This window comes from Vibrio intestinalis (assembly GCF_025195085.2).
GTDB lineage: Bacteria > Pseudomonadota > Gammaproteobacteria > Enterobacterales > Vibrionaceae > Vibrio > Vibrio intestinalis.
The window spans coordinates 90,777-113,967 of sequence record NZ_JANAVY020000007.1; the positions used below are offsets into that span (position 1 = coordinate 90,777).

The 23,191-nt window shown below is 43.0% G+C and carries 12 protein-coding genes and 1 tRNA gene; 6 read left to right on the top strand and 7 right to left on the bottom strand.

What is annotated here, in order from left to right; genetic code table 11:
- The first annotated feature begins 91 nt into the window (after positions 1-91).
- On the top strand, positions 92-1,003 hold the full coding sequence (locus MU515_RS11835; protein ID WP_260260632.1) for a hypothetical protein: 912 nt from the start codon (positions 92-94) through the stop codon (positions 1,001-1,003).
- A 194-nt stretch (positions 1,004-1,197) separates the two neighbouring features.
- On the opposite strand, the gene MU515_RS11840 is transcribed toward MU515_RS11835, so the two are convergent.
- The 5 genes from MU515_RS11840 to MU515_RS11860 all read right to left on the bottom strand — a co-directional run bounded on the left by MU515_RS11840 (position 1,198) and on the right by MU515_RS11860 (position 7,690).
- The gene (locus MU515_RS11840) at positions 1,198-2,394 is read right to left on the bottom strand and encodes a sugar efflux transporter (protein ID WP_260260633.1); all 1,197 of its coding nucleotides are present in this window, start codon (positions 2,392-2,394) and stop codon (positions 1,198-1,200) included.
- Positions 2,395-2,543: 149 nt separating this feature from the next.
- The gene (locus tag MU515_RS11845; RefSeq protein WP_260260634.1) at positions 2,544-3,446 is read right to left on the bottom strand and encodes a siderophore ABC transporter substrate-binding protein; all 903 of its coding nucleotides are present in this window, start codon (positions 3,444-3,446) and stop codon (positions 2,544-2,546) included.
- Between the two features lie 10 nt (positions 3,447-3,456).
- Positions 3,457-5,373 carry a TonB-dependent receptor domain-containing protein gene (locus MU515_RS11850; RefSeq protein ID WP_260260635.1) on the bottom strand — a complete coding sequence of 639 codons (1,917 nt, stop codon included), beginning with the start codon at positions 5,371-5,373 and terminating at the stop codon, positions 3,457-3,459.
- A gap of 260 nt (positions 5,374-5,633) precedes the next feature.
- A complete protein-coding gene (locus MU515_RS11855; protein ID WP_260260636.1) occupies positions 5,634-6,968 on the bottom strand; it encodes a sensor histidine kinase in 1,335 nt (444 codons plus the stop codon).
- Positions 6,965-7,690: a response regulator transcription factor gene (locus MU515_RS11860; protein WP_349775446.1), complete on the bottom strand. Its 726-nt coding sequence runs from the start codon at positions 7,688-7,690 to the stop codon at positions 6,965-6,967. The genes MU515_RS11855 and MU515_RS11860 overlap by 4 nt, the downstream gene beginning before the upstream one ends.
- A 303-nt stretch (positions 7,691-7,993) precedes the next feature.
- On the opposite strand from MU515_RS11860, the gene MU515_RS11865 reads away from it, so the two are divergent.
- A complete protein-coding gene (locus MU515_RS11865; RefSeq protein WP_260260638.1) occupies positions 7,994-8,650 on the top strand; it encodes a M23 family metallopeptidase in 657 nt (218 codons plus the stop codon).
- Here MU515_RS11865 and MU515_RS11870 read toward each other — a convergent pair.
- Both MU515_RS11870 and MU515_RS11875 read right to left on the bottom strand, forming a co-directional pair.
- Complete coding sequence (locus tag MU515_RS11870; protein ID WP_260260639.1) at positions 8,640-10,241, bottom strand: VRR-NUC domain-containing protein; 1,602 nt, start codon at positions 10,239-10,241, stop codon at positions 8,640-8,642. The two genes, MU515_RS11865 and MU515_RS11870, sit on opposite strands and share 11 nt — an antisense overlap.
- A 67-nt stretch (positions 10,242-10,308) precedes the next feature.
- Entirely contained in the window at positions 10,309-11,544 is a 1,236-nt protein-coding gene (locus MU515_RS11875) for an L-lactate MFS transporter (protein WP_260260640.1), read from the bottom strand.
- 425 nt (positions 11,545-11,969) lie between these two features.
- Here MU515_RS11875 and MU515_RS11880 point away from each other — a divergent pair, with 425 nt between their 5' ends.
- From MU515_RS11880 to MU515_RS11895, 4 genes are all read left to right on the top strand, one after another.
- Positions 11,970-12,509, top strand: a complete 540-nt coding sequence (locus MU515_RS11880) for a DUF3332 domain-containing protein (protein ID WP_260260641.1) — start codon at positions 11,970-11,972, stop codon at positions 12,507-12,509.
- 235 nt (positions 12,510-12,744) lie between these two features.
- Entirely contained in the window at positions 12,745-14,136 is a 1,392-nt protein-coding gene (locus MU515_RS11885) for a transporter substrate-binding domain-containing diguanylate cyclase (RefSeq protein ID WP_260260642.1), read from the top strand.
- A gap of 116 nt (positions 14,137-14,252) precedes the next feature.
- Positions 14,253-14,327: transfer RNA gene (locus tag MU515_RS11890), tRNA-Gly, on the top strand.
- 476 nt (positions 14,328-14,803) lie between these two features.
- Positions 14,804-23,023, top strand: coding sequence for a hypothetical protein (locus tag MU515_RS11895; RefSeq protein ID WP_260260643.1), 8,220 nt, complete (start codon positions 14,804-14,806; stop codon positions 23,021-23,023).
- The last annotated feature ends 168 nt before the right edge of the window (positions 23,024-23,191 follow it).

Consider the following 23,191-nt stretch of genomic DNA (forward strand, 5'->3'; position numbering starts at 1 on the left):
ATCGATAAGTATATCAAAAACAAGGAAATTTCTATTTAAGTGGATTAGGGGACCATTGACGGACCCCGTAAATACAAGGTTGTAGATAATTATGAAAAAAACACTACTAGCGTTGGCAGTGACATCTGCCGCATCTATTGCAAGCACAGGCGCATTCGCAGATACAGGTCTAAACTCACTAACACATGAAGTGAAGGTGAATGATCACAGAGACGGTTACACGAAAACTGAGTGGACCCTTGGTAAGGGTTCTTACACTTTAAGTGAAAACGTTGACTTTCTTTTCGATGTCGATAAAGACTTCATCTCAAATCCAGGCGCAGAAAACCAAGAGGGTTGGGATACTCAATTTGGTTTGGCTCAATCAGCAGGCAGCTTCGGCAGCTTTGACCTAACGCTTTACTACCTATACCGTTACGATTCAGTTTACAAAGCGAATAATGGTGAGATTGACGCTCGTTATGACCAGTACATTATTGCGCCATTCTTTAGTACTGACGTAACCTTGTTTGATAATGATTTCTCATTTGGTATCGAACTATGGGCACAAGGCGGTAATACGCACTCAGACAGTAGTCTTCAAGCAATGAGCGGTGTAGAAACGAACTTTTACCTAAGTGGTGATCTTTCTGAACACTGGAACCTGAGCTTGGCATGGTACAACTTTGGTTACTATACAGATGAAACCATTGATGAATACCACTACCAAGTGGGTACTGAGGATTACCTAACGTATACTCTACCATTAACTGAAAAGTTAACGTTTAAGATAGAGAACTACATTGAAGCGTATCACACGCCTGAAACTGATGTGACAAAAGTATACTCGCACATCAAGCCATCGGTTACTTTCAGCCAAACTATCTCTGAAGGCGTTTCATTCCATGCTTCTGTAGCTTATGAAGTGGTTAGCTGGGACTACAAAGATGCTGGTGACGGCTCGGACGGTCAGTCAACTTCAAACAACAACGAATTTGAATTCGTAGTTGGCTTTAAGTTCTAATCTAAGTATTTAGAACTCGTAACAGGTGAACTTACACTGCCTTGTTCACCTGTTACCCATTCACTTTTATTTCTATTCTGTTCCAGCTAATTCTAGCTTTCGCCCATCTTCCCAAATACAAGCCAGTTTATTCCAATCGTATTCCAACATTAATGTTTTAAGACTTGTGATTAATATTGTTCTCGAGTAGTGATCTAATGCGCTTCTTTTTGAACTGTAGGCGTGCTCTCTTGGTAGGCCTTGATGAACATCGTCAGTGCGATTAACGCGCAGGTGATGGCCGCTAGGCTCAAAAGTAGGGTGGAACGGTAACCAAGGTATTGAGAAATAACCCCCATAGTGCTGGTTCCTATCATGGTTCCAACTAGCATTGCGTTGGTGTAAATGGCCGAGGCTTTACCAATATTGTTGGGCGCATAGTCTTGCATGATGGTCACACCAAGCCCGACAAAAATACCGAAGTAGACACCATTAAATAGTTGCAGGGCCAGGAAACTTGGCATGCTATCGCAGTAATACATGGCAATGTAAAAAAACGCGGCTGAGATAAAGCCCACTCTAAGAACACTCTCTTTTCCCCAGCGTCTGGCCCAGTTTACTGAAAGCAACATAATTGGGATCTCCACTGCTGCCGTTAGGCCAAGCAGGTAACCAGGGTATGAAGTTGGCATTCCAAGCTCTTGGGTAATCAGCAAAGGCATAGCGTTGATGTAAGTGCTATTACCAATGTTTGCCAGTAGCACGATGCCAGCAAGTAACCATATTTTAGTCGGTAAGGTATTGCTGCTTTGCTCACGTATAGGTTTTGCAATCGGCTGCGGCGCTTTAAATAGCAATCCGACGAAGCAAAATACTAACAGAGCTAAGAAGGTAGCTAAGTAATAGTTGGTGGTAAAGCCAAGATGCTCGACAGACAAAAAGGCCAGTGGTGGGCCTACTATCCATAAAAGAGAAACTGAAGAACGCATTTGAGAATTAAGCTTGGTACTATCTTGCCCGCTGTTATCGGCGTAGTTTCTGATGATGGTCAGAATTAACGGAATTGAAGATGAGGCAAATGGCATAACTAAGCAAGCAATGACAATTGCATGCCAAAACTCACTCGCAAGAGAAAAGCACACAGCGGCGACTGCGATGGCACTCAGCGAAAACATAAATAGCTTTTTGCTCGAAACGCCTCGGTCAACTAATCCTGTCAGCTTTTGACTGACGATGACTGTCATAAAAGAGCTGACAGTGGTGTAAATACCTAAATAGGCTGGTTCAGCATTCAGTCTCACGACTAGGAAAAGGCTCATTACAGGTAACACGAATGCAAAAGCGAGTGCCGTGATGCTGTTTGTTGCGAATAGCACCCCGTTTTGAACACGGGTTGAGGTTAGATCGATCAAGCTGTATTACCAAGAAGGTTAGGGTATAGATAATTGATTAGATACGATTTTAGGTTTGGATGAAATGTCAGTGGTACGCTATTAAATGAGAAATGGATCGCACAGTTAGGTAAGAAAGCCGCAATGCGATTCATTGCGGCTTTAAGGGACTATTTCAGTACAGAATTCATGTCTTCAATCATAATCTGCGTGGCGGTAATACCACTGGCTGAGATATACCAAGCTTGCGGATTGAGGTGGATAATTCGATCATTCTTTGCCGCATTAGTCTGGTTAATCAGCGCGTTATAAAACGTTTTCCGCGCTTCGCCAGATTCCTTACCGATAGCTCGGTCACGATCCATTACCAATAAGTAGTCAGGATTTGCCTGCGCGATGTATTCAAAGCTGACTAAATCACCATGGCTGAGGTTTTTGTCGTTAGCGATTGACTCTTTGAAACCGAAGATATCAAAGATTGCGCTATAGCGAGAGCCTGCACCAAAAGTAGCAACATTACCGCCGTTGGTCATGACCATCAGTGCATGCGCGTCTCGGCTTTTGGCCCTTGCATTGACGAGTTCGATATCGGCTTGGGTTTGGCTAATGATCTTCTCTATATCCGCTTCACGTTCAAAGATTTTGCCAATCATGCGCCATGCTGCCTGCGTCGATGGCCAATAGTTTTGGGCATTGACCATAAACACAACGGTAGGTGCGATTTTACTTAGCTCATCTATCGATTCCGAACTACGATTACTGGCGATAATCAAATCCGGTTTTAGCGTAAAAATGGCTTCAAAGTTCGGCTCGTGCAATGACCCAACAGCCGCGTACTCATCCGCTTGGTATTGACTCAAATAGTCAGGCATCGGGGCTTTGACCACACCAATAGGCTCTATATCAAGTTTGTTGAGAACGTCTAGCGTATCCATACCCAGTACAATAACCTGCTGTGGTTTAGTCTCCAAAGTCGTTTTACCAAGCGGGTGCTCAACCGTGATTTGCTTAGCAAATGACATGGCAGAGAATCCGACTAAAGCCGCAACTAAAATCCCTTTTATCGTTTTCATGGCTTACCTACTAAAATGCGTAACTGAGATTGAATCGGAAGTCACGGCCTGCGGCCGCATAACCTTGTGCAACGGGACTACCCACGTACTCGATGTAGGTACCGTGGTCAAAGTAGTATTTGTCGAACAGGTTTTTAACCGAGAGGGTTAACAAGAGTTCTTCATTAGGCACTGGTTGCCATTGCGCGTAAATGTCATGCACGCCGTAACCGGGTTTTTCTGGGTATTGAGTAACGTCATAGACATCTTCAAGGCGTTCAACAAAGGTGCCTGTCCAACCAAACTCCAATCCTTGCATTACACTGTAGTTGATATCCAGTACCCATGTATCACCAATAGAAGTACCCAAGTTCATGTGGCCGTCAGTGAGAGGGTCACCATTTAGCTCTGGGCGAGATTGGCTGTAGCTCAACTGACCAGATAACTCACCATAGTATGCGCCGATGTATGCGGTAATACCTTGGTTCTCAAACTTACCTATGTTCGTGAACGTACCGTCTTTGCCAACCACATCTTTAATTTCGCTGTCGAACAGCGTCACACCTGCGTACAGATTATCGCCTTGGAACTTCGCGCCAATTTCAGCATTCTTTGCAGTTTCAGGTTTACGATCTGGGTCGTTCTTTGCGTAATCAATCAAGAATAGTTCTTTGGCCGTTTGTCCACGAAATGCCTCTGCATAGGATGCAAACAGAGATAGGCCATTTTCAAATTGGTAATCAATGCCAACATTTGGACTAAAGCCTGATGAGTCGAAGTTTTGATTAATGTTATCGGTCAGTTCGTAAGAGTCGTAACGGGCCCCCGCGGTAATTAGCAATGCTTGGCTAACTTGCCAATCGTTCTGGAGGAAGAAACCGTAGATCTTGCCTTTTTCGTAATCGGTTTTATCTCCGTCCCATTGAGTCGAAAATTCGGATTGGTCATCGATATAGTCAACACCAATGACTAATGTGTGTTGACCAAGTTGCGCGGTGTTAAATAGTTTGGCACCGAAGGTTTCGATATTGCCGTCGCTAGTACCAAAACGAGGGTTATTTAGGTGGGCAATTCGATTTTTGGTGTTGTAGAGTGTTGCATCTAACTTAATATAGTCGCTATGGCTGAACACGTAATTTGCGGTTAGCGTTTCTCGGTCGGCTTCTTGTTCAAGAGGTTCATTCTTAAAGCTTGGTACAAAGTGAGGCTTGTTTAAGCGGGTGCCATTGTCGATACGAAAATCGTAACCCAAAGAGATATAGTGTTTTTCATTGATGTCGCCCGATAATTTAATTAGGCCAACTTGTTGTTCAGCTGCGGTGTAGGGCTGCTCTTCGCCTCGGCCATCTTCCAAGTTTTCTTGATCGACATAAGTATATGAAGCAAGTAAGCCTAAACCATCAGACACTTCGCCAAATAAGCTCACAGAACCTTTATAACCACTGGTATTGTAGTAGTAGCCGGCTTTTACTTTAGCGCCGAATTGATTGCCGTTATGCAGAAGGTCGTGGGCATCTTTGGTTTTAAATTGAATTGCACCACCTAATGCTCCAGGGCCATTAGTCGCTCGGCCCGCGCCCGCGGCTACTTCCACTTGTTTAATGAGTTCAGGTTCGATGGAGATCCGACCTTGGTGGTGGAACAAGCTACTGGTTTGCTGCGCACCGTCAATGGTAACATTGAGCATGGTATCTTCAAGGCCACGCACATAGAGTTTTTGTGTGATGCCAGCAGAACCACCGACAGTCACTTCAGGTGTTTTACGAAAGACATCTTGTAGATCGCTGGCTTGATGTTTGTCCAAATCATCTGAGCTAATGACTGCATCAATGCCTGCCATTTTTTGTCCAACAATTTCGACAACTTCCGGTTGTTGTTCTGCTAGTGTTGGGGTTGAAATAGCACATACGGCCAGTGCTAGTGGGCTGATTTTAAATACGGTATCCATTTTACCGTAACCTCCGCTTGAAATTAATGAGAATAATTATCAAGTGGATTCTGTCGGTTTAGATAATTTGAGTAAACGAACTTTACAACTGTTACATATCAGTGACAAAGGACATAGATGTGGCAATCGATATAGCACTCGAACTTAACGTTATTCTAAGCCGTTCTATAGGAATTAAGCACATTTTAATACATCGGTAGCGCCATCATTACTAGCGGTAATGGTATGGCGCTGTTGAAATGTAGAATTAGCTGATCAGTTTAAACGGGTAAGGTAATCACCATGTCTAAGCCGTGATTGGATCGGTTTTGAGCTAAAACAGTACCGTTGACTGCTTCAATATGACGCTTGGCGAGCGCAAGGCCCACACCAAAACCTTTGCGCGACCCTTTTTGCTTACCGGTTTTAAAGAATGGCCTGAATATAGTGGTGGTTAACTGCGGATCAATACCGGGGCCTGTATCAGAAATGGTGAGTTCAATTGCGCCTTGTTTCTCTGTAATTTGAATAAGCAATATATCTCCGGCAGGGGTATATCTTAAGCCGTTACGAATAATGTTCTCCAGCGCTTGCGCTAACGCTCTTTGATTAGAGTGCTGTAAGGGGAGCGTCGGTGGTAAGTGATAAGAGATTGCTCGGTCTGGGTACTCGAAACGGGCATCTTCGATAATACTTTCTAGTAGCTCAGTAAGGTCAAATGACTCTTTGCATAAGTTGGGTTGTTCATTTTCGAGCCAGGCTAATGTCAATGTGTCTTCTGCCATTTGTCGCATGGTGGTGACTTCTTTACGAATCCTCTCAAGCATGGTTTCAGTGTCGATGTGTTTTTCTACACAATCGGCCGCCATTTCGACTCTTGCTAGTGGCGTGCGGATTTCATGGGACATTTCGGCGATTAAGTTTCGGTTGTGATCAATTACGGTTGAGGTTCGCTCCGCCATAGCGTCAAATGTGCGCGCGACTTGGCTCAACTCATCTTCGCCTAAATGAATTTGATGCCCGACACGAGTTTGATAGTTACCTTGGCTAAATTCTTTAGTTGCTCTGTGCAGATATTTTATTGGGCGCATTACATGCCGATAGATATAAATGGTGAGAGAGAGCAATGTAATAAACGGAATAACAAATCTAAACAGCCAAAATGCATAGGACATGTAAGTACCTGGGCGCATTCGCTGTGGAAGAATGATTAAGAAATGATGGTTAGGTTGGGTAAATGCGACCTCCATAATGGGGTTTTCTGCAAAGTAGAGGTGGATTTTCCACTCTACACTCCTACCTAGGCCATACCCAGCCCAAAAACGTTCATTCAAATCATCGCCGGCGAGCACATTCACTTGGGTTTTTACCACCGTCGCCCATGTGTTTTCTCGCTCCGAAAGTTGTTTGAGCCAGGTTTCAAGCGCTTGTAGATCTCCTTGATTAAATAAAGATTGTGCTTGTGCGCCCCAATTAAGGATCTCTTGCCGATGCTCTTCTGCGATAAAACTCATCTTCTCGTCTGAGAGAATTGCCGCACTGTGCAGCAAAGAGAAAAAGCCCACACCACCCAAAGACAGGACAACAAACAATCGCCAGAAAAGATGCTTTTTCATTTTACTAGGTATCCCTTACCGTGCACGGTTTTGATTCTGTCTTGGCTCATCCCTAAATTGGTGAGTGTTTTGCGTATTCGGCTAAGGTGCATATCTAATGCGCGGTCGTATGGGCTAAAGTCACGCTCTAAAACCGCTTGATAGAGATAAGGTTTGCTCTGCACTTGGCCTGAATTTTGTACCAAGGTCCATAGCAACTTAAACTGAATTGGCGTCAACACGACATCTTGCTCGCCTTCATCGCTGCGAACGGTAACCGTGTGTTGTTGTCGGTCTAGTACGATTTCGTGATGGGACAAGTGTCGAGATGAAGAGGACAAGTGGTTGACTGCCTGAGTTCGGCGCAGCACTGCTTCGATTCTCAAACTGACTTCTTCAAAGTTGCAAGGTTTGCTTATGTAGTCGTCAGCGCCATAGCGTAACCCTTTAATGCGATGTTCCTCTGCGCCATAGGCGGTCAGCATGATAACAGGCGTTTTAGATTGCGTACGCACGGCATTGAGGATCTCAAATCCGTCGACATTAGGCAGGTTGATGTCTAAGAGCACCAAGTCAAAGCGGTGATGACTTAAAACACTGAGTGCTTTTTCACCACAGTCCAAACTGGTGACATGATAGTGTTGACTGCATAGGAGTGAAGAAAGTTGGTGGTTCAATGCAGGATCATCTTCAACAAGAAGAATTGTGGTGGCGGTTTGCGAACCGTGCTGCGCAGTCAACATGCTTGCACCGTGCGTTCCTTGGCTTAATGTATCAAACATAATCGCTTGGGCTTGGTTGATAATGGTTCGTATTATCAATAATTTTGAGGTGAGTTTCAATTCAAGCTTGTTGAGGTGACACGTATTTAAGCCAATCACTCAGGAGTGTCTTAGGTTTTAGACGAGTATTTCTGAGTGTCGTGACGTTAAGGACGAAGATTAAGTTTCGATTAATAATTTTTATAATGATTCTATTGTCACTTAACTGTTTGAGTTTATTGCTTATCTTAGAGGCCGATAGCTTATTTAGTAGAGGAGTGAAGTTTGAAGCGTCGTCAGTGGTTTCCTTTTTGTTGTGTATTGATGTTGGTTGCCGTGTTTGGAGGCGCAAAGTTTTACGATAATTGGCAAAAGCAGCAAGTCATGGAAAGGGAGCAAATTACACAGCGTCAGTTAGATAAGACAATGGCATCAATGCGGGAGTCTTTCCAGTTCCCTATGCCGAGTTCGGGTGTTATTCAAGATTACGGTGAGTTTGGCCAAGTGCCACAGTTTGCTAACTCATATCACTCGGCAATCGACTACTATGCGCTGCCTGGCGATCCGGTTTATGCGGTTGCAGGTGGTAATGTTTATTTTGTCGGTGAACAGGAGGCATATGGTGGATTGATCATCATCGACCATCCTCAAAATGGTCTGTACTCTTTATATGGGCATGTATCTAAACGTCGTTGGCTGATTGACCAACCCACCGTTAAAAAGGGCCAATTAATCGGTTATATCGCTGATGTTGATGAAGGGTATGGAATCGGAACTGTGCCGCACCTTCACTTTACAATGCGTATCGGCAGCCCAGATGACTACCCAGCATTAGGACAAGGTAATTGGATGGCAGGTTACACCGACAAACATCCGGTATTTTATGACTTTATCGACCCCGCTAAGTTTATTTCTCAATCAAAGCAGCGAGTTAGTGATTAACCAAGCAGAGCTTAAAAGGCAAGCCCAATCGTTGAAAGTGTTTAATCCAGCGGATTTGGTTGTCTTGCAATTTATCACCAGGGCCTTTGACTTCAATCCATTCGAACTGCTTTCCTTTAAAGGCGATTAAGTCTGGCATTCCCGCTTGATAAAGTTTTAAATCACTGATGAGTATTTCAAACAGTGCAATTAATTGATCGCGAGGAATCACCTCAATAGCTTGTTTAAGCAGTGGCTTGTCAAAGAGAGACCAGTGAACAAAAGGGTTACTGATGCCGTATTTTTCATCATACACATCCACTAAATAGTTCAGATCGTTTTGCTGTACACGCGTTAAGCAGGCTTGGTAGGTATCGGTTCTCTGAGCAATAAAGTCATTGTGATATAAATCGAGTGGACGATGTTGATAGCGGTTAATAAAAGCACCTTCGATAGGCGCGAATATCATCGGCCAAAACGCTAGGCCGAATAAGCCAGTCAGTAGCGCATTTTCGCTATAGTAAACTTGCCAACCTTGTTGTTCTAAATGCTGCTTGACCGCAAGCTCTACTCTTTGTTGGCTTAGATCGAGCTCCAATCGCAAAGTATCGACGACGGGCTTTTTGCTACGTGGGACTTTATGGCCAAGTTTTCGTTGTAAACGCTGGTTTAGCTTCTGTGCGGTTTCAAGCTCACTCATATCATAGGGGGAGGCATGCATTTTAGTTACAATGTCACTAAATCTTTCTATATCTTCGATCTTATCAAATATGCGGGCTTGTCTTTCTTTGCTAGGGGGAAGCTGGCTTTGCCTGAACAGTTCTAATGCAATATCCCATTGCTCTAACCTTTCAAAATCACGGGCTATCTCGTTAATCAGTCGCTGCCTTTTACGCTCCAAACGTGGATGTTTGATGATAGCCGGAAGCTGCTTCACAAGAAGGTGTAACTGATCGACATACTTTCTATCTGCTTGGTAAAACCGATTTTCGAGATGGCTTAATGCCATCAGTTGGTTAAGTTGTTCACGTGTTTGAAAATAGCGGGTCTTTTTACTCAGTTGATATTGTTCAAAGGTATGAAGACCGAGATCATCAAGTACAAACTGGCTTAGGTCTTGATGGGTGTTGGCGAAAAATAGTGCGAGGAGAATATCAATCATCTCACTGCGCTCTAGCTTAATTACTTTGAAGCTGAGCTGATGATATTGGTCAAATACCTTTTCTGGAAGTAGAGCAATAGCAGCTGATTTAGAGCAGGACTTGGCTATCTCTGGATAGAGGGCGGTGATTTCACTTTTTACCAGTATATTAGCTAATGTTGGATGATTAATTGCAGGATTAATTGAAACCAATGCTTGCTGCAAAAGCTCGTCTAATGCTGATGGTATTGAGCGGATTTCAACGTAGTTGAGTTTATCGGAGCGAAACAGCTCTCCTTTACGACTATACAGGCGTACCAGCAGACATTGGGCGTCTTTGCTCAAAGCGTTGAACTGGTTAAGCCAATCATGTTCTTCTTTACTTAGAAGATCGGGGTATTGGCTTTGAGCATGTTCGATAAGTTTGTAGAAGTTATCGAGGTAATAGTCGGCTGGTAGTTCTATTTTCATCGCAGGCAAAACAAAAAAGGCTTAACCATAGGTTAAGCCTTTTGAGATTTAATTGGTAGCGAGCAAATTACGCGTTTGCTTGAAGCGCTGCTGCTTTTGCGTCTGATACTGGCTTAGTTACCAATGCAAGTACGATACATACTGCCATCATTGCCGCTGATACTGTGTAAGCTAGGCCGTAACCTTCGCTGTTAGTCGTAGAGAAACCAACAATAGCAGCACCGATAGCGCCACCGATACCCCATGCTGTGTATAGCACGCCGTAGTTAGTACCGTAGTTTTTCAGGCCGTAGAACTCAGCAGTTAGCGTTGGGAATACAGCAAGTAGAGTACCGTAACCAACAGCAGCGATTGCAGTACCGATGATTAGAGTGAACTCTGAATCGAAAGTTGCAAACAGTGCCATGTTGATGCCTTGCAGCACAAACGCGAGAAGTAGAGTACGAACACCGCCAATCTTGTCAGCTAGCATACCCGCAGCAACACGGCCGCCAGAGTTGAAGATAGCTAGGATAGATGCAAGGTAAACCGCGTTTGGAAGGTTCGCTTGAACACTTGCGATAGTCGTGATGTTACCGATGATCATTAGACCAACAGACGCTGCAAATGCATACATGATCCATAGTGAGTAGAACTGTGGCGTTGTTAGCATTGCTTTCCAGCTGATGTCAGCTGATTTCTTAACCGCTTTTGGTGCTTGGCCTTCTTTAACTTTAGGCTCTGCTGGTGTGTAGTCTGCTGGTGGGTTGTTGATGGTTGCCGCTAGAGGAACAGCAATCGCAAGAATACCAACACCAAGTACTAGGAAGCTTGTTTGAATGCCCATGTTGTCGATCAGCGCAGAAGTAACTGGTGCTAGGTAAATAGCAGCAAGACCAAAGCCCGCAGCGATTAGGCCATTTACCATACCTTTCTTAGAAGGGTGGAACCATTTCATTGCAGAAGGAGAAAGACACGCGTAACCAAAGCCGATACCCGCGCCTGTAATCACACCAAAAGTGATGTTTAGCATCATTGGTGAGTTTACAAAGCCAGAAGCGATCATACCAAGGCCAGTAAGAACAGTACCAAGGATAAGGATCAGACGAGGACCCATACGGTCTTGAAGGATACCAGCAATAAGAAGACAGATAGAGAATGTGATAGTTGCTGTTGCGTAAGGAGCTGATGCTTCTGCCGCTGACCAGCCAGAATCAGTTACTAGCGCTTTGTTAAATACACTCCAAGCATACAGGATGCCAAGACAAAGGTTGATACAGAATCCTGCTAGCAGGATACGCATTGCTTTATCAATCTTGCTCATTTTCTTTCTCGTTTGTCCCCTTAAATCGAAATAAAAGAGGTGGGTTAAACATTCGATTTCTTAAAAATTAGTTTGCGTTTATCAACATAAAGCGCAATGGGCGCGAATTATAACCAATATAAATGTGATTGGAATCTCTTTTTCGTTATATCTTAAAAATAAACTTGTATGTTAAATGCTTGTTGTTAAAAGCTCTGGCTAATAAGTGACAATCACTTTAACAAATCATTGAAACTGGAAATTTCAATTGTTGACAGGAGAGGGGGAATCTGTATTTGCATTTAATGCTCAAATTGTAAGCAAGTGGCTGATTGGGCGAAACTTTTACATAGTTAGTTTTTTGTCAATTAACCGAGCCAAATCTTCTCTATACCAAAACTCAGGAGTAGCATGCGCGCCAAATTTTTATTAAAGGAACAAACAAAATGAAATTGAGCGCAGTGAAATTAGCCGTAGTAGCAGGTTTAGGTATGACAACGCTAACGGGCTGTATGGGTCAAATGGCGACAACGGGTCTAGTGTCGAAATTCAACTTAGAAATTGTTGATAACCGTTACGGTCGTGAAGGTATGTTCTTACTATTGTCTCCAGTATACGGCCTAGCAGGTACTGCTGACTTATTCATCTTTAACGCTATCGAGTTTTGGACTGGCAAAAACCCAATTACAGGTAAGTCACCTGCTGTGGTTGATACCCCAACTAAAAACTACATCAAAGTAAACGATCAGTTGGATTCTTCTCTAACAGAAGTACCGCTTGCTGCGAACAGCGACATTGAGAAAGCGACAATCGAGCAAATCAATGACACTACGCTTGAAATGCACGTGACTTACCTAGATGGTAAAACACAAACTCTACGTGGTGAGAAACAAGCTGATTCAGTCGCATTCTACGTTGAGGGTGATCTAATTACTCGCGTATCAAATCAAGAATTGACTGACTACATCGCGGCAGCGTCGCTGTAGTTACGTATTAGCCCCTAGTAAATTAGGGGCTTACTAGTACTTTTGTTTCTTGTGTTGGTACAAACGGACTGCACAAAGAACTAATTCACCCCTTCAATGCATACAGAGTGTGAAGTGCCTCTTATAAATGTATTTAGATAGCTATCGACCGCCAAAAATAGACTATACAAGTTAGTTATATTTATATAATTAACGCCATTTTTGTTTGGTATCTTTTGGGTTTCCGAGGTCGGTTGTGTTGCGCTTGATATGGATTTTGATCGTCATTGCTAGTGGTCAGGCTTTTTGCGCCCCAGAACCGCGCGACACGCTCATCGTCACTAACTCTAAAGCGTGGAAGCCGTTCTCTTTCATTAATGATCAAGGCCAACCTTCAGGCATTCTTATCGACTACTGGCAAGAGTATGGTCGTGTAAATAACGTCGATGTTCAGTTTCTACTTGTTGACTGGAGCGACTCGCTCAAAGCGGTAAAAGAAGGGGAAGCTGATGTACATGCCGGCTTGCTTTGGTCTATGGATAGAGACAAGTACCTCGATTTCAGCGCGCCTATTATTACTATCGACACACAATTGTTCGTCAATCACAGCCTTATAGGGATGGAAGTGGCGGAGTTCCTGTCAGGAGAGCATCCTTATATAGTGGGCGTAGTAAATAGTGGCTACGAACAAGAATTCACTCAAAAAAACTTTCCTCAACTTAAATTGCAAGCCTTTGCTAACAATGAAGAGATGATAGAGGCGGCCTTCGATGGCAAGATCCAAGCTTTTGTCGCTGACTTACAAGTCGCCAACTTTTACCTTCATAGCCCCAAGGCGGCCAAGCTGTTTACGGGTGTGTACCATATGTATTCGGGCATCATTCGCCCTGCGGTGCAGCAGAACAATAGCCAGCACCTGTTAGCGCTTTCAAAAGGCATGAATAAGATCTCCGAAGAAGAGAAACAGCGAATTTTCGGCCGATGGATGTACATCGAAACGGTATACCCAACATTTTTAGCACCGGTATTGGCATTAGTGTTTGTTTTAATCGCGATCACCTACCTTGTGGTTTTAAAGATGACTGTAAAGGCTAAAACGCGCGAGTTAGAAAAAGCCAACAGCGAGCTAAAATACCTTTCCGAAACCGATCCGCTAACAGGGCTGAGTAATCGTCGTCATTTCTATCAAGAATTTAGCTCTAGAGTGGGTGGTAAAAGCACGGTCGGCATTTTGTTGTTTGATATCGACGATTTCAAACACATTAATGACAACTATGGCCATCAGGTTGGTGATGTGGTCATACAGCAAGTAGGGCGAGTGATTGCCGAACTCTCTGAACCAAACTATCTTGTCGGGCGAGTTGGTGGCGAGGAGTTTGCCATTGTAATCAACAGGCTAAGTTACCAAGAAGTGGTCGCGCGCGCGCAAGCGGTGTGTGAGTTTATACGCAATCTACAGCTATCAGATGACGGTGATCTGAAGGTCACGGTGAGTTTAGGCTGTGCTTATTATCCGCATGGTAGTGATGATATCTGTTTATCGGATGCGGATGGTTTGATGTACCAAGCTAAAGCGCAAGGTAAAGACAGAGCAGTGAGTCATTATTTTGAAAGCTCGGTAAAAGAAGAACATGTTCAGTTTTCATAATTGTGGCGTTTAATGCAGCATAATGGTGAAACAGTCAGCAGTTAAGCGGTCAGTGATGAAAAATTACTTTTCTTTTCAGGATATTGTGGCATATTGGTTGGGCTTACCAAGATAAAGCGTACTTCGTATAATGGCTATTACCTCAGCCTTCCAAGCTGATGATACGGGTTCGATTCCCGTAGTACGCTCCAAGCCTCTTAATCGATAACAAACCAATTCAACTTCAAAATACACGCTTAATTGCGTTGTATGATGTTTATAGCATCCAAATTATTCTCAATCTTTCTCACTAAGTTGCTTAATAAACTAGCAAATGATTAGCACTGCCTATATTTAAGTCAGAACCTGGTTTGTGGCGTGTTAACCTTCTGCACATCAGCCCATCTGTAAAAAACTTGAATCGTAAAGAGTTTTCCATACTAAACGTGAGCTGTATTGTAAATTACAATCGTGTCATAAAATTACTTACAATTATTTTTAGATACTATTAAGACAGAATTCTGACATTTCCACTGGTTAATCGTTTTTTGTGGAATGTACAGGGTGGTGGATTTACTTTCAATAATACTAATTTATGTGCGTTTATGCCTGTTTTGGTGGTGATTTGGACATATTGAGAAATTTTTTAGCGCTCATATAATCGCAAAAAATTTTTTATTTGGTCAGTATGTTTGAGAATAAGTCAGTTGCAAGGTTATTGAGCTTAGGGATAGTTTCTATTGCGCTTAGCGCGTGCGGTGGTGGGGAAGGTGACTCAACTCCCCCTGCAAGAAACGTGGGCTCCATTTCAGGAAATGTATTTGATGCGCCAGTAAATGGAGCAACCATCCAAGTATGGGAATACGAAGATGGAAAAATCGGACGCAAGTTGGGATCCACTACATCAGACGCCTTTGGTGATTACAAGGTCAGTATTGAGTCTATTTCGCAGCCAGTACTAATCAGTGCTCAAGGCGGCAGCTATACTGATCCACTCACGAATGAAACTATATCGGTGAGTAACGGAAAAATTATCCGCCTTGATAGTGTGGTCAACTTTAGTGAAGGCAGCAATCACAAAGCTATGCTTACACCACTATCAAATATTGCCGCGGGTCTTGCAAAATATAAGATGGCTCAGGGGGTATCTAGTCGTGATGCTGTCTCTCAGTCAATATCTACCGTCAGCGATATGTATGGCTTCGATATCAATAAAACTGAGCCTGTTGATATTACGCGTGGAGGGCAAAGTAGCTATGCTTCTGATGGCCACAAATATGGTGCATTGCTAACCGCATACTCTTCTTTTTCTCATGATCTTATTAGTAAGTATGGTGATGACAACCATACTTATACCTCTATGCATTTGGCGGATATCCAATACCGCGACGTTGTTTCTGACGGCTACTTGAACGGAGAGGAAATTAGTGAGTTAAATGGCGCATTAACGCCATTATCTTTCGGACAAGTAAGTGTGACGAGTGATGTCTACACTAACCTTCTCGCTCAGCATGTTCTCATTGTTGTAAACGACCCAAACTTGAACGTATCAGGGACAAGTGCGGATGATTATGTTGAATTTAGTCAACAAATTAACGACTTAGGTACAGGGGGGGCAGATGGCGTTGTCCCGCCTCGTGATGTCATAGAAATAGATACAACTCCGCCAGATGTAAAACGCGTGAACACAGGAGTTTTAGCAGGTCTTGATAGTGTAGATATTTCACTGCACGATGAGATTGGTGTCAAAAGCGTTTCTGCATACATACAGTACCAACGTCATGGAACTTGGTCTGAAGAGTTAGTGTGTGATGATGGCGCAAATTATGGCAATGAGTATTGTTCAGTTGATTTTACGGATTTCGAACAAGGACTACGAGAAACTAGTGCTCGTATTATGATAAATACTACCGCTATGGATGGAATCTATGGCGATGAAGAACTCTACACTTCTGAAGCTCGGGTTATTCTGTATACATCTGATGTTCTTGGAAACCAGTTGAAGCCAGTGGATGGTCAAGGCCATATCATTAATTTTGAATGGGATAACGAATCTCCAGTAATTAAAGTTACATCGGCCAATACAATTAATAACGGCGTACCAGAGTACATATTAAAAGGTACTGTTAAAGAGGAATATCAAGATATTTCTTCTGTGACAGTGGCTTTCAATGGTGGGGTAAAAGAAGAAGTTAAGTGTACACCACTCCCTTCTGAAGTAGGAAATGCCTGCGAGTTTAGCAATCCTTATTTAACCGATGATTTTGTTTCAACTACCGTCTTTGACATAGAGGCATCAGACAGTAAAGGGAATGTAGGAAATCTTGTTCATACGGTGAGTCGAGATGATCAGCGTCCAACACAAGTGGTAACTTATCCTAGTAGCGGCACCTTGATGACATATGTAAAGGTTGGTGTCGATGGTGAGCGTACTATGTATGATGGTGCGTATACACAAAATACATATACTGAAGGTACAGTTCAAAGTAGTCGTGATTACTTGAAGATAGACTTCCTCTACGCAAGCAATGGTATCAAAAACAGCATTGAAGGCGTGGATTTTAAAAACTTTAACGTAAATTTACTGAAAGAAAAGAAAATCCCGTATCTAGAGGTTAAAGTTTCAGACAACAGTTATGATTCAGTGCTAGGGTCTAATGCCGATAAACTTACTCTTGTTGTAGAGTATTATGTTAGTCGAAACAACGATGGGAACTATTCATTACAAAACGTTACGAAAACTATCGGTTCTGACGAAAACTTCACCGCGAATATTCCTCACAAAACAATTTCAAAGGATGGAGATGGACGTGTTAATGAGGTGGTCTACTACATACCGTATGTTAAAGAGGTCTTGGGTGATAGTTTCAGTTCCACAGCTGAAGAAAGCAGTCAGAAACTTGTTATAAAGACCATTGATGAATCAGAAAACGAAAGTTCTATTCAAGAGGTCTTTTTCCGCAGCAGTTTTGACTTACCAACAATGAAAGTAGTTACTCCATTTATTGGGGCTCGGGTACAACTTGAAGGCTTGAGTGCCAATGGTGAGTTTACACCATTATCGAGCTGTGTCACTGCTCAGGAAAAAGAAGAAAACTCGGGTAATATCACCTTAGATGTAGCGTCATGTGAAACAATGACTGACCTGATGAACTACGAGTTTATGCGCATGAGATTGATCAGTGTAGCGACTCCCGTTTCTCATTATTATCAGTGGAAGAAAGATGCGAGTGAATGGCAAGCTGTTGATTTAAATAAAGCTAATATCGGTGCTTATTTTATTTTAAATGGTTCGCAAACATTCTACCTGACCGAGCTATCAGTATATCAAACGGGGTTGTTTGATAACCAATGGAATCAAGTTGCCGCTGGTGAGAAAACAGTCGCGCGAGCCAAACAAGTTCTTGATGATGTAACACGAGCACTAGCAGGTAGCAATAATGATTCCTTCTTTGGTTTTGATCCAACAATAGTATCGTATGCAACTAACGAGCTGCTTACCACAAAGCCTATCCCTAATAACCCTACAAATGACTATCTCCATCGTTTTCTTGTGGAGGGTATCGTTGAGTTGTCCAAAGACATGCCGCGTAGTAACTCATTAGACTTTGCATCAGCGATGTATGATGACTTTAGCTATGATGGCAAAGCCAATGGTATAGGAGAAGGAAACACTCAAATTACATTGGACACCTATGAGTTCAGTTCAAAGACTTATCGAACTCACTTAGCCCAAGCATATTTTGATGTTATGACCGGAGTCTATGGTGTTGCTGAAAATATAGCTCAACTTTATGCCGATGATATTTCAATGGCCAACCCAGAGAGCGGTGGCAAATCAATATTTGATGGTCCCGGAGAAAGTATCGATAAACTGCCTCCTCAGACGACATTGTCGATTGATTTGGGGCGTGAAGTCACAGTCAATAATAAACGCTTTGTTGCGGGCGAAATAGCCGCAAGAATATTGCTCAAAGATCCATCGGGTATTGTAACCGTAGAGGGAAGTCAACCGAAGTTTGCGACCATGTGGTATAACGCCACTGAGCCATCGTCGCCCAAACCAATTGATGTCAATATTACTGCAGGCTCAAACGGCGATAGTTACAGTAAAGAATATTTCTTTACCCTAGATACTCAGTTACCAGAACTCAAAGAGATGGTTGAATTTGCACTTAATACAAGCGCAAAAGATACACATGGAAACTCGTACGGTTATGATGGTAAAGAACCATACATCGAGTCTTTGTATATTGACAACGACTATCCTGTCGCTAGCTACACCCCACCCAACGATGTTCAGGGTAAACCTATTGACCCAAGTATTTATTTAAATGCTAAAAATGTTCACGAGCTAACATTTGCTATTTCTGACGTCGTCGGTGACAAGCGAGATGTCCGTGGTTTGGTGTTCTATAAACCCACAGGTGAAAAAGCCACATTTACTGCGCAGGACTTCTCAGCGAACTCTCAAGATTCGTTTAAGGTCAAACTGTGTACGGGGGATGTTTGTAACAACCAAGGAAATACAATCTATCCGGGTGATGGTAATTGGCTGGTGGTCGTAAGAGCAGAAGATAACTTGAACAACTCTGTTTCTGAACTTATCAGCACCGCACCTCGTTTTAATGTTTTGATTGACTCTGAAGCCCCGGTTGTTTCGGGAGGAGCAATTGAAGAAAAACTAGGAGGCAACTCAATTTGGACTCCTGTGATTAATTGGGGATCATTAAGTCAAGGGAGCGACGTTCAAATAGATCTTCGTCGTGGCTCAGGTCAGGCAGTTCGATTATCCCATTGTGACCCAGCTGCAGAAGTCTGCGATCTTCCTTATTTGATTGGTGAGCAGCCTGATGTAAAAGTTCAGCTAGTTGCTGGTGCCTTTGACTACTTAGCGTCGAATGAATTTTACGTAACAGCGACGGATAAAGCTTACCCTTCTAACGTGAGCACTCAGGGTATCTTTACATTTAAAGTTGATAACATTGGTCCAGAAATTCGATTGAATACCCCTTGGGTAGAAGATGCTTTATCAAAAGAAAGTTATGTATTGGGTAGAGAGTTTAGTGTACGGTTTACTTCGGTCACTGATGACTCGAAGATTGACCAAGTCTCCTTGTTCCAAGAAGGGTTCCCAAATCCAATCAAAACCATGACACCAGTCGACCCAAGTCAACCGTTCGTGATGTCTTTAAATAAGTCTGAAACAGACAGAATTGACACTACGGGACAAGAAAAAACAACTGCACTTTACGTTAAAACTACAGATGTTAATGGTTTCGAATCCCAAACGAATATTAATCACATAATCTTAGACCGTGAAGGTCCAGCATTGAGGTTAAGTGGGTACAATGAGAATGACTATTATCTAGGTAACTACGTGTTCAACCTTATCGCGCAAGATCTTAACTCCAATGGCAATGCGTCAGTTGAAGGTGTAGACAAAGAAAGCTTAGAGTACTGGACGTTCAGTAACACAGAACCCCAGCCAGGAACCCCTGGGTCTAATATTGGTAATGATTTTAAAGTGCCTCTGAATGATTTAAGTACAGGGATTTATAGTTTGCGACTAAAAGGTTCTGATGTTCGCGGTAACGAAACAATAACGACTAGCAACGATGACATAAAGATTAAAGTCAACAATGCGCTACCTCAAGTTACCCTTGCCATGAGCTATATCGATGGAACGCCAATAACCAACAATACAATTTATCAAGAAGGTAACATCATTCTGACACTTGATGTCGTTGATGAAAGTGGTGTGGATAAAATTGACTCTAGTTACAAACTGGTCGGCGAACAAAACGGAACCAGCTTAACTTTTGTTGAACAGGAACCGGGCAAATGGACGGCAACGCTGCTAGAGACACAAATTGCAGCGGATGGACGCTACGAGCTAGATATCAAAGTTTACAATAAGGTTCGCTATCTCAATGAAAGCGATCGTAAAGTCGGTGTGGTTAACCAAACATTAAGTGTTCAAAGACAAGGTGTAGTCTTGTCGATAGAGTCGCCCGCAGACTTCCAAAACTATAAAGCTAACAGCGCGTTGAATGTAACGTTTAATACACAAAGTGAGGTAAAAGCGAAAACTTTAGAGTGTTGGGTGAGGGAAGCATACAACTCTGAAGAGGCTCCGCCGACAAACGAAGCGCCATATTCCGGAGTGATTAATGTATCGCAAGAGCCGTACAGCTGTAGTTTAGCCTCGACGAAGAGTATGAGTCAGGCTCCGGTTACTTTGATTACGCGAACAGTCGCGACAAACGGACGCGAGACAGTTAGCAAGTTTAACTTTGCAATGATGGATGTTGATGCGCCAACTGTGGTTGATGGAAACTCATACAGTTTCAATCATAATGATGTGTGGTTTGATGAGGCGCAAAATAACAAAATGCTCACCTTTGATCTTACATACAATGATGAGCTTGCTGGAGTGAATACATCAGAGAAAGCGGCCTATCCGAAACTCGTAAGGCTTCAAGGTAATCGAGCCTTTACACCTACACAATGTACAACGGGTGTGGGTAATGTGAAATGTACTTATTCTGAGCTCTACTCAGACATTATCAATGGCTTAAGTGTTACGCAGGAGTACAAAATTACGCAGTTATCGGATGTAGCGGGTAACCTAACGCCAGATCACGATATATTGTTGCAGCTTCCACAAGGTAATGTAGAAGTTCTAATCACTGATCCAGTTGGTAATACGACGGTTAACGGTGAAAAGATGGTGGTTAAGTTTAGAATTAAACTGTACGAAAACTCGCGATTAGATAATTTAGTAGCGAGAGTTGGTTCAAAGTCGTACAACTACAAAGATAGCCGTAACAATTTTACTCAGCTTGAGGTTTGCTCGGATGCTCCAGAATATCAATGCTCAGAGTTTAACAGTGATTTGCCTGCAAATTCAGATGGGCAAACCCTCAAAACAACGATTACAGCAACCGATGTTTGGGCAAGAAGTGGTGAAGACTCAGTAGATATCAGGATTGATAATTCAGCCCCACTCATTGGTGATGAAGTTATCGTCACACCGTCTGATGCGAATCCAGGAAAAGTGCGTTTCCGATTCGATATTACGGATACAGGCAGTGGTGTAGATACCGTCAATTACGCGGTGTTGAATCCAAATCATCAGGAAGAAAAAGTTGAAGATGGTAATGGTTCCGCATCGTACTTTGAGCTTGATGCTACCCAGCTAGAAAACCGAGATTCCATTACCGTAGATATCATCGCGACGGATAAAGTAGGGCTTTACACTAGCATCCGAAAGATCATTGATGTGAGTTCACCGCAAGTCACCTTGGCTTTTGAAGCTGGGGCAAGTATCGAAAATGGTAAACTGTTGTTTAAAAACAACACGCAGGCATTTTCTATTTCAACGGTAGATTCCGCTGGTATCCAAGCGACAGCATACAGCATTGACTTTCAACCAACGGTAGGAGCCCCATTGAGTTACACGGGCAATATTGTTTCATCAAATGCTAGTGGCACAATGAACTTCACTGTAGACGAGCAAGCGGTCTATGACTTTACAGTAACGGTGACTGATTCAATTGGACGAAAGACGAAAACCTTCCAACTATTCGGGAAAAGTTACGATGCTAGAGGCCTAGCTTCAGTGGTAGATCATGAGCTACCGACCATAGCAAGTGTAACGGCGAGTCAAACATCTCCGATACCAACCAATGGAAAGTACCCAGTTGATGTCACGGTGTTTGCGAGCGATAAAAACCTCGAAACTTTAACCTCGACAGCAAATGGTAGTAAAGGGTTAGTGAACCCAGAATCGATGACATTACCTGTCAGCGCTTCTGACCCTTACATTATTCACTATCTGTTCGAGCCGGGAAGCTATACAGTGAACGTAAGTGCTGTAGACCTTGCGAATCAAACAGCCAATTCGACCGTCAATACGACCGTTACAGCTTCGTCAACACCAGCGTTGACTATCTCAAACAGCAAGGTTGGGGTGTTAGCAGGAGGAGAGCAAGTCACGTTGACTTTCGCATTTACTGAAGAAGTAGCGGGCTTCGACTCCTCAGATGTACTGATTACTGCCAATGGTGGAGATTCAGGTCAGCTAGTGAATGGTACTTGGAACACCGCCGATAACATTACTTGGACCACGAAGTATCAAGCACCAACAGGCACGCTCGACACCATAACGATTAAAGTGAACGATGGCAGCTTTAAGAGTTTGAACGACATTGCAGGCATTGGGGATATATTGACTGCCGAAGTTGATGGTGTTGCACCAACGCTGTTGTCTGTAGAGTTTAATCCTAAGTATCAAGCTGTTGGGCAGGGCGTTAATACCAAGTTGGTGTTTAGCGAAGAAGTAGAAGAGGTTTCGGCAGCACTTGGTGTCAACTCAATTACCAACTTGAGCGCCACCATTGACAAAACCGTGTGGGTTGGTGATGTCGTTGTTCCTAATACGTCGAGTAAAAGTATTGTCTTATCCGTTACTGGGTTAAAAGATAAGGTAGGTAATATTGGGCTAGATGATACCAGCCACACGTTACCGGTCACTCCTGTTGTATCGGTTGATTTTATTGCCGATATCGACCTCAACTCAGCAAGTACTTTACCAGTAACAGGGGCTAGTCAACGTTTTGATTTTGGCGAGCAGATTACCTTAAAAGCGGTCGATAAAAACATGCTTGAAGTGACGGGTAGTGCATCAGTTAAAATGGATGGTTCGTGGGAAACAACCTTAGATGTCTCTACTTTAGCGGAAGGCGCGATAACAGTTTATGTCAATGGTACTAACGATCTCTCGGCTAGCGCAGAAGAAGTCAATACAAGTTTTACTTTAAGTAGTGGCGTTGTATCCCTTTTAAAAAGCAACACAGAGTTAGAGCGTCAGGATAGCGCATGGGATCTCTCCTTCGCGGCATGATGTGAGCGTTATAGCGCTATTTCTTGAGCTTTGGTTCTATGGGTATGTTCTGCATACCCATTTTTCTATTTACGATGTATTTAACTACTCATCGACAATCCATCATTTATCAAACAAGAATTGGCGAGAATATTTCTTTGCTCACCTAACTCCTTATTATTAATCAAA